Annotated in this window: 13 protein-coding genes; 12 read left to right on the forward strand and 1 reads right to left on the reverse strand. The window is 62.7% G+C overall.

Going from position 1 to position 13,974, the window contains the following annotated elements; translation table 11 throughout:
* Positions 1–112 precede the first annotated feature (112 nt).
* Positions 113–1,096, reverse strand: a complete 984-nt coding sequence (locus DWZ01_RS02220; protein WP_117769916.1) for a zinc-ribbon domain-containing protein — start codon at positions 1,094–1,096, stop codon at positions 113–115.
* A gap of 225 nt (positions 1,097–1,321) precedes the next feature.
* Between DWZ01_RS02220 and tmk the strand changes: the two genes are divergently transcribed.
* The 12 genes from tmk (at position 1,322) to DWZ01_RS02280 (ending at position 13,966) form a co-directional block, all read left to right on the forward strand.
* Positions 1,322–2,005, forward strand: coding sequence for a dTMP kinase (tmk, locus tag DWZ01_RS02225; RefSeq protein WP_117769915.1), 684 nt, complete (start codon positions 1,322–1,324; stop codon positions 2,003–2,005).
* Between the two features lies 1 nt (position 2,006).
* The gene (locus DWZ01_RS02230; protein ID WP_117769914.1) at positions 2,007–3,134 is read left to right on the forward strand and encodes an ATP-binding protein; all 1,128 of its coding nucleotides are present in this window, start codon (positions 2,007–2,009) and stop codon (positions 3,132–3,134) included.
* Positions 3,125–4,825 (forward strand): regulatory iron-sulfur-containing complex subunit RicT, encoded by a 1,701-nt coding sequence (locus DWZ01_RS02235; protein ID WP_117769913.1) that lies wholly within the window; start codon positions 3,125–3,127, stop codon positions 4,823–4,825. The genes DWZ01_RS02230 and DWZ01_RS02235 overlap by 10 nt, the downstream gene beginning before the upstream one ends.
* A gap of 102 nt (positions 4,826–4,927) precedes the next feature.
* Complete coding sequence (locus DWZ01_RS02240) at positions 4,928–5,734, forward strand: double zinc ribbon domain-containing protein (protein ID WP_233506157.1); 807 nt, start codon at positions 4,928–4,930, stop codon at positions 5,732–5,734.
* Positions 5,735–5,744: 10 nt separating this feature from the next.
* Positions 5,745–6,854, forward strand: coding sequence for a hypothetical protein (locus DWZ01_RS02245; RefSeq protein WP_117769912.1), 1,110 nt, complete (start codon positions 5,745–5,747; stop codon positions 6,852–6,854).
* 751 nt (positions 6,855–7,605) lie between these two features.
* Positions 7,606–8,613 (forward strand): ABC transporter substrate-binding protein, encoded by a 1,008-nt coding sequence (locus DWZ01_RS02250; RefSeq protein ID WP_158556900.1) that lies wholly within the window; start codon positions 7,606–7,608, stop codon positions 8,611–8,613.
* A gap of 317 nt (positions 8,614–8,930) precedes the next feature.
* Positions 8,931–9,515, forward strand: coding sequence for a ribosome hibernation-promoting factor, HPF/YfiA family (hpf, locus tag DWZ01_RS02255; protein WP_035137685.1), 585 nt, complete (start codon positions 8,931–8,933; stop codon positions 9,513–9,515).
* A gap of 79 nt (positions 9,516–9,594) precedes the next feature.
* Positions 9,595–10,548, forward strand: coding sequence for a DegV family protein (locus DWZ01_RS02260; RefSeq protein ID WP_055310423.1), 954 nt, complete (start codon positions 9,595–9,597; stop codon positions 10,546–10,548).
* Positions 10,549–10,646: 98 nt separating this feature from the next.
* Positions 10,647–11,726 carry an NAD(P)-dependent oxidoreductase gene (locus DWZ01_RS02265; RefSeq protein WP_117847901.1) on the forward strand — a complete coding sequence of 360 codons (1,080 nt, stop codon included), beginning with the start codon at positions 10,647–10,649 and terminating at the stop codon, positions 11,724–11,726.
* A 5-nt stretch (positions 11,727–11,731) separates the two neighbouring features.
* Positions 11,732–12,160, forward strand: coding sequence for a hypothetical protein (locus DWZ01_RS02270; protein WP_055310425.1), 429 nt, complete (start codon positions 11,732–11,734; stop codon positions 12,158–12,160).
* A 15-nt stretch (positions 12,161–12,175) separates the two neighbouring features.
* Complete coding sequence (locus tag DWZ01_RS02275; protein WP_006236252.1) at positions 12,176–12,874, forward strand: hypothetical protein; 699 nt, start codon at positions 12,176–12,178, stop codon at positions 12,872–12,874.
* Between the two features lie 6 nt (positions 12,875–12,880).
* The gene (locus DWZ01_RS02280; protein WP_022094615.1) at positions 12,881–13,966 is read left to right on the forward strand and encodes an isocitrate/isopropylmalate dehydrogenase family protein; all 1,086 of its coding nucleotides are present in this window, start codon (positions 12,881–12,883) and stop codon (positions 13,964–13,966) included.
* Positions 13,967–13,974: the final 8 nt, after the last annotated feature.

Raw genomic sequence — 13,974 nt, forward strand, 5'->3', positions numbered from 1 at the left:
GAGCGAGGACCCCACGATCCTCGCTCGTTTTTTTGACCGGCAGTTAGGGACGTTCCTTTTCTGCCGGCAGTTTAGGAACGTCCCTAACTGCCGGCTCGGGAACGACAAAGCGCTAGTTCACTTCGACGGGTTTGGCGCCGGGATAGCGCTCCTCAAAGTCTAGGCGATACTTATTGTCATTGGTGCCCGCCACGTTGTCGCGCGACAGCGGCGCCACGATCTCATTCTTGTGGTCCGCAGGCTTGGCGTATTTCAGGCTGATCTCCCAGGCATCACAGATTGCGTCAATGCGGTGATCCAGGTCGTCGTACAGGGCGATGATGTCCTTCCAGGAACTGTAGTTCTTGGAGCTCGTCGGGACGTCCAGGTCCTCGACGATGTCGTAATACTGCTCGATGGTGTCCTCTGTGCGCTCGGCGACGTCGGCGAGATTTTGACGGGTGGTGCGATCTTCTTCCAGATAGCTGCCGTTGAAGTTCTGCGCGCAGCCACGGACGTAGTTGTCGAGGTCTTCGAGCAAGTCGTAGTATTCGCTCAGTCGGCGGTAGAGGTTCTGCTCGGAGAGCGTTGCTTCGCCGCCATCCTCGTCGTCATCGTCATCATCGTCGTACAGGCTGTTGGGATCGCCGAGAGGCTTTAGGTCATCGTCGTCGACGTCATGGTGCAGCTTAGCTACCTCGGCAGTCGTCTGCGTGGCGGCGTTGTCGAAAGGCTTGATCACAAAGAAAACGACCAGGGCGATGATGATCGCCACCAGCACAACGATAACGGCGATAAGCGGCCCGGTGCCGCTCTTTTTGGGAGCGGGGGTCTGTGGCGAAGCGGGCGCGTATGCGGGAGCCGGCTGCTGTTGGGGCGAGCCGCTCGCGACGGGTATGCGCTGCGTGGTCTCGACGGCCGCGGGGCCTGCGGCGAGGTCGGGGCGATAGGCGAGGGGGTCGTCCGCCTTGGCTTGCGGCGTATCGAGGGAACCGGTCTGCTCAAAAGCGGGCTGGCTATCGCTCGCGGTTGTTTGTTCAACGGATGCACCGCACGAGGTGCAGAACTTGGCATTATCTGCAAGAAGCTTGCCGCACGAGGCGCAATACCGAGACATTGCCACTCCTTTCGCCACATTTCAATGCAATACGACGATTATACCCAGCACCCCAAAAAGCCGGCAGTTGGGACGTTCCTTTTCGGCCGGCAGTTTAGGAACGTCCCTAACTGCCGCCTGAGTAGCCATTGGCTAGGTGGGATTTGGGACGCGCCGAGCACTGGGGTATCATGGCTTGGTTGCTATAACTCGCATTTACGCGCCTTGTAGGAAGGGGCTGCGCCCATGGCTTTTGAGCCCGCTCAACATAGCTTTATCACGCTCGAGGGCGTTGATGGCGCCGGCAAGTCCACGCAGGCGCGCTTGCTTGCCCGCGCGCTCGAACTCGCTGGCTACCAGGTTGTGAGCCTGCGCGAGCCGGGCGGCACCGCCATCAGCGAAAAGATCCGCGCCCTGCTGCTCGATCCCGCCAACACGGCCATGGGAGATACCTGCGAGCTGCTGCTCTACGAGGCCGCACGCGCCCAGCTGGTGCACGAGGTCATAGCTCCCGCCCTCGCGGCCGGCAAGGTGGTCCTGTGCGACCGCTTCTACGATTCCACGACCTGCTACCAGGCGTTTGCCGACGGCCTCGATCGCCAGATGGTGCGCGACGCCAACAACCTGGCCGTCGCGGGTACGCACCCGGCTCTCACACTCGTCTATCGCATCACGCCCGAGCAGGCGGCGCTGCGCATGGCCGCCCGTGGTGCGGCCGACCGCATGGAGGCCAAGGGCATGGCCTTCCAAGAGCGCGTCTACCAGGGATTTTGCGCCATTGCCGCCGAGGAACCAAACCGCGTAAAGCTCATCGACGCGACCGCGTCCATCGAGGACGTCTTCGCGCAGACGGTCGAGCAGGTTCGCGTCTACGGCCTCGACATTCCGCAAGATGCCGTCGCTGCCGCGCTAGCCCAGGAGGCCGAGTAATATGGCCCCCGCTCAGGCAAGCCTGCTGGCCAAGCTCGACACCCAACAGCGCGTGCGCGACTTTTTGACCAACGCCATCGCAAGCGGCCGCGCATCGCACGCCTACCTGTTCTTGGGCGCGCTCGGCGCGGGCAAGCTCGACGCCGCGTGGGCGCTCGCCCAAGCCTTCCTGTGCGAGCAGGACGGCTGCGGCTCATGCGATGGCTGCGTGCGCGTCGCCCGCCATACGCACCCCGATGTGCACTATTACACGCCCGAGAGCGCCACGGGCTACCTCATCGCCCAGACCCGCGAGCTGCTCGACGACGTGCCGCTGGCGCCCATCCGTGCCAAGGCCAAGGTCTACATCATCGACCGTGCCGAGCAGCTGCGCGCCAACACCGCCAACGCACTGCTCAAAACGCTCGAGGAGCCGCCCGAGGGCGTTATGTTTATCTTGCTGGGCACCTCGGCAGACGTGATGTTGCCCACTATCGTGAGCCGCTGCCAGTGCGTGCCGTTTCGGCTGGTATCGCCCGCCGTCGCCGCGCAGGCCGTGAGCCGCGCCACCGGTCAGGACCCTGCGCGTTGCCGCATGGCCGTCGCCGTGGCGGGAAGCCCCACGCGTGGCATCGAGTTCCTCAAGAGCGCTGAGCGCCAGGACGCCCGCCGTCAGATGGTTCGCGCCATCGATTCGCTTATCGCCGCCGACGAGGCCGACGTGCTCAGCCGCGCCAAGTCGCTCATCGTCGCCGTTAAGGCGCCGCTCGCCGAGGTCAAGTCCACGCAGGAAAAGGTGCTCGAGCAAAACGCCGACTACCTGTCGCGTGGAGCATTGAAGCAGCTTGAGGACCGCAACAAGCGCGAACTCAACGCGCGCGAGCGTTCGGGTATCATGGAAGCGCTGGCGAGCGCGCGGACGCTCATGCGCGACGTGCTGCTGACGCTTCAGGACGAGGCGGCCGACGTGGTGAACGAAGACGTGCGCGACACGATCGGTCGGCTTGCCGCCGCGACCAATGTTGCGGGTGCCACCCGGGCGCTCGAGGCAGTCGCGACCGCCGAGCGCAACATCGCCAGAAACGTTACTCCCCAGCTGGCCATCGAGGTCATGCTGTTCGATATCAGGAAGGCACTGAAATGCCGTTAGTCGTACCCGTTAAGTTTACCTACGCCTCGCGCGACCTGTGGTTCGATCCGCAGGATCTGGATATCCTCGAGGCCGATTATGCCATTTGCTCCACCGAGCGCGGAACCGAGATCGGCCTGGTCACTGCCGATCCCTTTGAGGTGCCGCAAGATGAGATCGGTCAGCCGCTCAAGCCCGTGCTGCGTGTGGCGAGCGGCATCGACCTGCAGCTTGCCGACGACCTGGCCATCCAGGGCGACGAGGCCATGGTCGACTTCCGCCGCCTGGTCAAGGAGCTCGACCTCGAGATGAAGCCGGTCGGCGTCGAGTACCTGTTTGGCGGCGAGAAGGCCGTGTTCTACTTTGCGGCCGAGGAGCGCGTCGATTTTCGCCAGCTCGTCAAGGATCTGTCCTCGACGCTGCATATTCGCGTCGACATGCGCCAGATCGGCGTGCGCGACGAGACCCGCCTGGTGGGCGGCTATGCCCAGTGCGGCCAGGAGCTCTGTTGCACGCGCTTTGGCGGACAGTTTGAGCCCGTCTCGATCCGCATGGCAAAAGAGCAGGACCTACCGCTCAACTCGTCCAAGATTAGCGGCGTTTGCGGCCGCCTGATGTGCTGCCTGCGTTATGAGTTCGAGGCGTACAAGGACTTTAAGAGCCGTGCGCCTAAAAAGAAGACGCTCATCGATACGCCGCTTGGCAAGGCGCGTATTCAGGAATATGACACGCCGCGTGAGCAGCTGGTGCTGCGCCTGGAGAACGGCAAAGTCTTTAAGGTCAACCTGGCCGATATGACGTGCTCGGAGGGCTGCAAAAAGAAGGCCGCCGAGCAGGGCTGCAACTGCCGCCCCGATTGCGTGACGCGCGACGTGCTCGAGCGTATTGAGTCGCCCGAGATGCGCCTGGCGCTCATGGAGCTCGATCGCGAGAACGGCGTCGACGTGGGCGATGGCCTGTCGAGTGCCGACCGTCTGGCCGGCACTTCGATGCCCAAGCGCCGTCGTCGCGATGCCGAATCCGATGCGCGCACCGCTCAGGGCCAGGGCGAGGGTCGTGGCCGCGGAAAGGGTCGTGGCAAGGCCGAGGCGCCCGAGGCCGAGGGGGCGGCCGATGGCCGTCGCCGCCGCAAGCGCGCGGGCTCGGGCGATGCTACCGAGGCTGCAGCCGCGGGCAAGAACGCCTCTCGCGAGCGCGAGGTTCAGCAGCCCCAGCAGCAGAATCGCGGCGGTGGCATGAACCCCACACGTCGCCGCCGCCGTCATCTGTCGAGCGAGGAGCGCGAGGACGCCTTCCGCGCCGCAGCTGCTCGCGAGGCTGGTGCCGCTTCCAAGGGCCCCTCGGCCTCCGATGCGCCTGCCGACAAGGGCGGCAAGTCACGTGGCGAGGAGGAGCGCGCGCCGCGTCCGCGCCGTCGCCATTCCTCGGGCGCGCAACAGAAGCCCTCAGTGCCCTCCGTGGCCGATCAGGTCTCGGATGGCGAGGTCAAGGTCACGCGCCGTCGTCCCGGAGATGGCGGGGGAGCGGCTGCCAAGGCTTCGCGTGGCGCCGCTCGCGACGAGCGCGAGCCGCGCGAGGATCGCGGTGGCGAGGGCTCGGCCGACCAGGGTCAAAAGCGCCGTCGCCGTCGCCGTTCCCGCAAGCCGCGCCAGGATGGTGGCGAGGGCTCGACCCCGTCTTCGTCCACACCACAACCGCCCGCCGGCGAATAACGCCCGCGAGCGGATTTAGCCCGCCTTGCCCCGAGCACATCGGGGTATCATAGCGCCGAATCAACAACCCTCCCTGCGACCGAACGTAGGGAGGGTTGTGTCTTGAAGAGCCATCTGAACATATTGAGCTGTCTGCAGGGTGCCGGTGCCCTACCGTTTGCGGACGAATTACTACCGTTTGCCGAGTGGGCGGCACGCGAGGCGCTCGAGGCATTGTCGCCAACACGATGTGCCGGCTGCGAGCGCGCCGGTGCGCTTATTTGCCAAGACTGCCTGGCCGCGCTCACGCTCATCGACCAACGTCATAGCTGCACCCGATGCGGCGCCCCGTTTGGGGATTTGCTGTGCACTGAGTGTTCGGTCGAGGGCACGTCCTCGGCAATGGCGGAGGCGCTCGACCGCTGCCTGGCGTGCGCCGTCTATGCGCATCCGCTGCCGCGCATCATTAAAGCGTACAAGGATGCGGGTGAGCGACGCCTGGCGCCGTATCTGGCAGAGCTGCTCTACGACACCGCCCTGCATGCCCAGGTCGTAGCGCCCGAACGCTTAGGAGGTGTGCTGTCCGGCGCGGATGCGGTGGTGTTTGTGCCTGCGACGGCGGTAGCGTTTCGGCGGCGTGGTTTTGATCATATGGAGGCCATTGCGCGCCCATTTTGCGAGCTGTCGGGCGTGCCGTTGCTGGACGCCCTGGTCAAGTACGGCCATGGCGACCAGCGCGAACTCGGTCGTGAGGAGCGCCGCGAGCGTGCCCAAGGCATGTATGAGACGGTTGAGGACGTGCACGGCCGCCGCCTGCTGCTTATCGATGACGTTATCACCACGGGCGCGACGATGGCCGCGGCTTCGGCGGAACTCAAGCGCGCCGGCGCCACGGCCGTTGATGGCCTCGCTATCGCACGCGTTTGGTAGGGGTGGTTTTGTGGCAGTAAAGATTGAGCGGTGCAACGAGCCGACAGACGAACAGCTAGCGGCTTCCGTAATCCTAACAGGCGCCTCGGCGCTACGCATGATGCGCGCCGAGCGCCGGCAGATGGGCTACATAAGCTGGAAGGACCTTGATCCCAAGGAGGAGTGCCGTGTGCTGCGCACGTCGTCGCCCTCGACCGAGGACATCTATCTTCCCGATTTGGTGCGGATTGGGGCCGCAAGCGGCGAGGTGCAAGAAGATCTGTGCTTGCTGGTGGGATCTGCGGCGCAGCGCCGCCGCATCCCTGGCGTGAGCTGGTCCGTGTGTTCCGGGTTGCCCGCCGGCTCGATTCTAGAGGTGGAACCGGGGGTGTACAGTCTATCTCCCGAGGCCCTTTGTGTTGCCATCGCGCGCGAGGTCGGCTGCATCCAGGCGTTTGCCCTGGCCCAGGAACTGTGCTCTAAGATTTCACTGAGCGACCGCGGGAAGTATCTGCCTCCCTACACCTCGCCTGTCGTGAACAAATTGGCAAAGGACAAAGACCAGCCGCCAGATGTCGGTTACTTTGAGGTCGAGTCCGTGCTGACACCCGATCGCCTGGTAGATTACCTCGCGGCATGCAAGGGGAATGTGGCCAAACAGCTGCTGCGCCTGTGTCCCTACCTGTCAGAAAATCTGCGCTCGCCCATGGAGTGCATCATGCTCGCTCTGTTTTCGCTTCCGTTTTCCTATGGCGGATTTGCCTGCGGTCCCTTTAAGACCGACTACAAGATCGAGTTCGATGACCGTGCGCAGGCAATCTCGGGGATGCCGCATGCAGTTTGCGATGCGTATCAGGAAGCAGCCCAGTTTGACCTGGAATACAACGGTGAGCTGGGCCATTCTTCTCGGAGGGGACGTATCCATGATGAAAAGCGCAACACGGGCTTGATTACTATGGGAATCGAGGTCGCGACGGTCAACAACGAAATGCTCTGTGACATGGAAGCGATGGAAGCACTCGCATGGCGCATCCACCAGCGTATGGGTAAGCGATATCAGAATCGCGTAGAGGCTCGTCGAAAGAGGCAAGATGCTCTGCTGAATACGCTCCGAGCGTGCTTTGGGCTCAAACCAGCGTAAAACTATGGCTTTATAGGGGGTCTGTTTATATGCTCTGTGCAAAAAACGGCAAATATGAGTACTGTTACTAGATTAGTGACAGCAAAAACAAAGAAACTTGGGCCGATAATCTGGATTCAGCGAAGAGATAATAAACGAATGTGGAATATCTTGGCGCCAAGCAGGCTGTGCGGAACTCAAAAAGGGCTCGTGAGGCGGTAATACGCTGCTACTAAATTGGTAACAGTACTCATATTTGCCGTTTTTTGCACACGGCACCCTGAGACGGGTGCCCCGGAGCTCCCCGTAGGGGAGCTCCGGGCTTCATAGGGGCACGAATGGTCCGCTCCGACCCGCAAAATCTGTACTCGAGATGCGAATGACGCCCCTAACCTTAAACTTTAGCTTGAACTTAGCTATAATGCGCTTCGTTCCTACCAGGCTGTGGTTGCGGACGGACGAAATGCCCGTCCTAGTCCAAGACAGACGCGGTCAAAGGGATCCACGTAAGCGACCGCGTGCGCGCGGCGCGATCATGGCGCGTCCTAGATGTAAGCCGCACCGTCCGTTCTACTTTCTTTGGGGCAATACCGCCTCGCGGGCGAGCGGGTCAGTCGTGAAGGTGGCTGCGGCCTCCCGAGCAAACACCCCGGTGCGCAAGTGTGGGGTCAAATACCAGGTCAGCTGGTGGGAACAACCTGATATTCCGCGCAACGCACGGATTGTATACGACACAGAAGGCAGGGTAGTGGACATGGTGAGGGGCAGCTTGATGCACGCGGCTCGGTTGGGTGCTGGGACCGCAGCGGTCATTGCCGTTTTGGGCCTGAGCGGATGCGCGTTCAACCCGCTGTCTACGTTCACGACTCCCACGATCGACCAGATCGAGTACGAGACCGTCACGCCGGCGGTGTCGGACGATGCCCTGGTCACTCCCGGAACCCTGACGGTCGCCCTCGATACTTCCGATGCGCCGCAGGCCATGCAGGACGCCGATGGCGAGCTCACGGGGTATGCGGTTGACGCCGCCCGCGCTCTCGCAAGCCGCATGGGCCTTAAGGTCGCCTTTGTCGATGCGTCTTCGGCAGATTCCGCGCTCGGCGACAAAAAGGCCGATATCTTTATCGGCGAGATTAACTCCACGGACGGGGACATTAGCTCGCTCGGCACCTGCCTGTACGATGCCACTTCCGTGTTCGGTAAAACTAGCGATGGTGGGTCGCTAAGCGTTTCCACCGATACCCTTAACACGTCCACCCTGGGCGTTCAGACGTCCTCGGCCTCGCAGGAGGCGCTTGCTAAGCAGAGCATCACCGCCAACCAAAAGACCTACTCCAACATCAACGAGTGCTTTGAGGCGCTCGAGTCCGGCGAGGTCGACTATGTGATCTGCGACTCCACGGCCGGCGGCTACCTTGCACGCCTGATGAGCGAGGTCTCCTATGCCGGTGCGCTCGAGGCGCCCTCGACGCTTGGTGTTGCGGGCCTCTCGTCCAATGACGAACTGTGCCGTGCCGTGAGCGATGCCCTCGACGGTATTACGGCCGACGGCACGCTCGAGGCGGTCCACTCTGTCTGGTATGGCACGATGCCCTACGACCTCACCACTAAGACGGTTTCGGGCGCTAACGTGCAGCCGGGCGACTCTGAGTCCAGTGAGACCACGTCCTCCGGCAGCGAGTCCTCCGATTCCAACAATGAGACCGCATCCTCCGAGGACAAATCGTCCAGCCAGGAAGGCACCATCACCGACGACGACATTAACAAACTCAATAGCTAGTTATTGCTAGGGGTGGTGTCTCCTATACGTTGGAAAGGACACCTCTTCACGGTTTCAACACGCACTGCCGGACTTCCCCGATGGGGGAGCCCGGCTTTTTCATCCCAATAAAATCAGCAGGTCAAAGCCAATTTTCGGGACCAAATACAAAGCCGCCGGCCCCCTCCTATAGCGCACTTTGCCACAGAAAAGTGCGAGACTTCGGTATGCGGTATCAAGCAATCGTTATTCGGGTCTTTAGGAATCCGCGTGATTAAATGCACGGCAATGGGTACATAGCCAGTACAGTAAGTCCCCGAGGCAGATTGGAGCCACGTATGGATATCAAGGTTTCTGGACGCAAGACGACGGTAACCGATGCTCTGCGTGCGCATGTGGATGAGAAGATCGGCGAGGCGCTCAAGGTTTTCGATATCGAGCCCATGACGGTCGACGTTGTACTTCGCTATGAGAAGAACCCCTCGAACCCCAACCCGGCAATCGTCGAGGTTACGGTTCGTGCCCGCGGTTCGGTGATTCGCGTTGCCGAGCACGGTGCGGATATGTACGCCGCCATCGACCTCTCCGCCGATAAGGTCACCCGCCAGCTGCGCAAGTTCAAGACCAAGGTCGTGGACAACCGCCAGGGCGGTGCCAGCGCAGCGGATGTCGCGCCGGTCGAGCGCGTCGAGGATCTGGCCGACCTGCTGCTGCCCGAGGAGGAGGACGACCTGCTCGTCCGCGAGAAGGTCATCGATGTCACCCCGATGACTGAGGAGCAGGCGCTGGTGCAGACCGATCTGCTGGGCCACGACTTCTACGTGTTCGAGAACGCGACGACTGGCCTCATCAATGTGGTGTATCACCGTAAGAATGGTGGATATGGCATCATCAAGCCCCGTATCGAAACACTTGACGAGTAAAATACGTTAACTTGCATGAGTTAACGGTTGGCGGCCATCCCATGCGGATGGCCGCCTTTTTACGTAAGGAGTCGCTTTGATGGACAAGGCTGCATCTACCGGCCATTCTGACCGCTGCCGCATCGTCGTCGATACCTGCTGCGACTTTAGCCCCGAGGTCGCCGCGAACCTCGATGTCGATATCCTGGGTTTCCCCTTCATTATCGATGGCGAGGAGCGCACGGACGATATCTGGTCGAGCATGAGCCCTAAGGAGTTCTACGACCGCATGCGCGCCGGCGCTCGCGTGTCTACCTCCGCCGTGTCGCTCGGTCGCTATATCGAGTTCTTTACCGAGTGCGCCAAAGAGGGCACGCCCACGGTCTACCTGTGCTTTACCTCGGCGCTGTCGTCGAGCTACAACTCCGCGTGCCAGGCGGCGGACGCCGTGCGCGCCGAGTATCCCGATTTTGAGCTCTACGTGGTCGACAATGCTCTGCCCTGCGCGACCGGCGCGCTCTTGGCGCTCGAGGCCGTGCGCCAGCGTTCGGCGGGACTGACCGCCAAACAGCTGGTCGATTGGGCAAACGAGGCAAAGACCTATGTCCACGGCTACTTTACGCTCGAGAGCTTTGACGCACTGGCCGCCGGCGGCCGTATTCCGCCCGCGGCGGCACAGCTCACGGCAAAGCTCGATGTCAAGCCCGAGCTCTCCTACGACCTTGCCGGCTCGCTGTCGCTGATCGGCGTCAACCGCGGCCGCAAGAAGGCGCTCAAGTCCATCCTCAAGTCGTTCCGCGAGAACTACGTGCCCGATCGCACCATGCCCATCGCCATCATGACGGCCGATGCCGAGAAGGACGGTGATTGGCTCGAGGCCGCTATCCGCAAGGAGGAAGGCTGCGCCGACGTCACCATCATCCGTAGTTCCGTCGGTCCCACCATCGGCTCGCACGTGGGCCCCGGCATGGTGGCCTGCGCGTTTTGGGGCAAGAACCGTGCCGAGAAAGCCTCGCTTTCCGACCGCATCGCGCGCCGTGTGCGCGGTGAGTAGACAGGCGCTGCGGCTGCAAGTGCCCTCAAGTCACAGCCCAAACGCTGGCACCGAGTATTCAACCTGGTAACAACACCCAACCCAAAAGGAAAGGTTTCATGGCAAACAAGCTCTCTGTCGCATTTATCGGCACCGGAATCATGGGTGCCCCCATCGCCGGCCACATCCTGGATGCCGGCTATCCCGTCACGGTCAACAACCGTACCGAGTCCAAGGCTGCAGCGCTTATCGAGCGCGGTGCCGTCTGGGCCGATACGCCGGCCGATGCCGCGGCGAACGCCGATGTCGTCTTTACCATGGTGGGTTATCCTTCCGAGGTCGAGGAACTCTACCTGGCGGGCGACGGCCTGCTCGCGTGCACTAAGCCGGGCGCGGTCTTGATCGACCTCACTACGAGCTCGCCCGAGCTCGCCCGTGACATTGCCGAGGCCGCCCAGGTTTCTGGTCGCATGGCGTTTGACTGCCCCGTCACCGGCGGCGAGTCGGGCGCTATCGCCGGCACGCTCACGGCTATCGTGGGCGCTACCGAGAACGACATCGCGCCGGTCCGCGACATCCTTGCCACCTTTGCGGCCAACATCTGCTGCTTCGACGGCGCCGGCAAGGGCCAGGCTGCCAAGCTCGCCAATCAGGTGTCGCTGGGCGCCTGCATGGTCGGCATGGCGGACGCCATGGCATTTGCCGAGCTGAGCGGCCTTGACCTGGAGAAGACCCGCCAGATGATCCTGGGCGGTACCGGCAAGTCCGGCGCCATGGAGAGCCTGGCGCCCAAGGCGCTCGACGGCGACTACAAGCCCGGCTTTATGGTCGAGCACTTCATTAAGGACCTGCGCCTGGCGCTCGCTTACGCCGACGATCGCGAGCTCGCGCTGCCCGGTGCCGACGTGGCCTTTACGCTCTACGATATGCTCGACGCCATTGGCGGCGCCAAGCTGGGCACCCAGGCCATCACGGTACTCTACAAGGAGGAGGCCGACGCCATCGCCGCCGGTCTGGACTGGTCGCAGTATCGCCCCGAGGAGCATGGTGCCCACGAGGACGGCTGCGGTTGCGGCGAGCACGGCGACGACCACGAGTGCGGTTGCGGCCACCACCACGGCGAGGACCACGAGTGCTGCGGCGGCCACGGCCATGACGACGGCCACGAGTGCTGCTGCGGCCACCATCACGAGGAGTAGCGACCATGAGCTGGACGTTCGTGGTGCTTGCGCTGGTGCTCTTTCTCTTTGCGATCTACATCGGCTTTTTATGCGGCCAGTGGGCGTGCGAAAAGCGCGTCATCACCAAGCGCGACTACTGGATCGCCAATTTTGCAGGTGCGGCGGCAGTCGTCCTGCTAACCTGGGTGTTTTCGCTGTTCCCGCTGGTGCAGTTTGCGCCGATCGGCTGGCTCGGCGGCTTTATCGCCGGCCTTAAGATGAGTTTTGGCGAGTCCGTCGGCCCGTGGCGCAAGCACGACGAGGTCTTTAACGTCAACAAGGCTCACCGCGCCGCCGCCGACGCGGGCGATGCCGAGGAGCGTCGCCGCGCACGCCGCAATGGCGCGGCCGACCGACAGCTCATCTCGGTCACCGATGACAGCAAGGGTGCTGGCAAGCACGCTAAGAAATAGTAAGAAGAGGTAACTATGGCAGAAAACAAGGAAGAACAGCTCACCGACGAGGAGCTGGCACAGCTTCAGCTGGCAGAGGAGAACGAGAACGCCGTCGACCGCCTGGTCAAGGAGCTCGGCTGCCCCACGCGCCGCATTCGTCAGTTTGCCGCCCGCGTGCTGCACCTGCTTGCCGAGCGCGATCCGCAGCGCGTCGTGCCCTGCGTGCCCGCGCTGATCGAGGCGCTCGACCGCCCCGAGGCTCAGACCCGCTGGGAGGCTCTCGATGCCCTGGCGGCGCTCGCCACCACCTGCCCCGAGCAGCTGGGCGATGCCTTTGAGGGCGCCGAGACCGCGCTGTTCGACGAGATTTCGTCCACGCTGCGCTATGCCGCCTTCCGCCTGCTGTGCGTGTGGGGTGCCACGAGCGTCGAGCGTTCGCGCGAGGCTTGGCCCATCCTGGACGAGGCCATCCAGTGCTATCACGGCGACCTCGAGTATCGCGACATGCTCGGTTGCCTGTACGAGTTTGGCCAGGGCGAGATCGACGCCGAGGTCGCCGAGAAGCTCGCGCTGCGCCTTAAGTTCGACGCCGAGAACGGCAAGGGCAGCTATCTCAAGGCCCGTTCGAGTGAGATTTGCGAAATGCTTGTTAAACGTTTTGGCCTGGATCTCTCCAAAAAGAAGAAGCGTGCTAGCGTTAAAAAATCTGACGACGCCGAAGACGAGGAGTAACAGATTATGGCGCACGATGTAGTCCTGATCCCCGGTGACGGTATCGGTCCCGAGATTACGCAGGCCATGCGCCGCGTGGTCGAGGCCACCGGTGTCCAGATCAATTGGAACGTCCAAGAGGCCGGTGCCGGCGTCATGGACGAGTTTGGCACGCCACTGCCTCAGCACGTGCTCGACGCGGTCGCCGAGACCAAGGTTGCTATCAAGGGCCCCATCACCACGCCGGTCGGTACGGGTTTCCGCAGCGTCAATGTGGCCCTGCGAAAGCACTTCGACCTGTATGCCTGCGTGCGCCCTTGCCTGTCGCAGCCGGGCGACGGCTCGCGCTTCCGCGACGTCGACCTGGTCATCGTGCGCGAGAACACCGAGGACCTCTACGCCGGCATCGAGTTCGATGAGGGCGCTGCCGAGGTCGAGGAGCTCTCGCAGCTCGTCGAGCGCTCGGGTCAGAAGACCTTCGCTGCGGATTCCGCCATCTCAATTAAGCCGATTTCCATCGCCAAGAGCCGCCGTATTGTGGAGTACGCCTTTGAGTACGCCCGCCGCTGCGGCCGCAAAAAGGTGACGGCCGTGCATAAGGCCAACATCATGAAGGCGACCGATGGTCTGTTCCTGCGCGTTGCGCGCGAGGTGGCCGCCAACTATCCCGATATCGAGTTCAACGACAAGATCGTCGACGCCACCTGCATGGGCCTGGTCCAGAACCCCAACGACTTCGATGTCCTGGTGCTGCCCAACCTGTACGGCGACATCGTGAGCGACCTGTGCGCCGGCCTCGTGGGCGGTTTAGGGATGGCCCCCGGCTCCAACATCGGTGCCGACTGCGCCATTTTCGAGGCTACGCACGGCTCCGCGCCCGATATCGCCGGCCAGGATATCGCCAACCCCACGGCCGAGATCCTCTCTGCTGCGATGATGCTCGATCACCTGGGCGAGAACGACGCTGCCAATCGCATTCGCGCCGCCGTATCCGCCACGCTCGACGAAGGCGAGCAGGTTACCGGTGACGTGCGTCGTGCCCAGACCGGCTCCGTTGAGGGCGCTGTGGGCACGCAGGCCTTTGCCGACGCCGTTATCGCTCACCTGGCCTAAGGCAGGCA

Source organism: Collinsella sp. AF28-5AC (assembly GCF_003457875.1).
Lineage (GTDB): Bacteria > Actinomycetota > Coriobacteriia > Coriobacteriales > Coriobacteriaceae > Collinsella.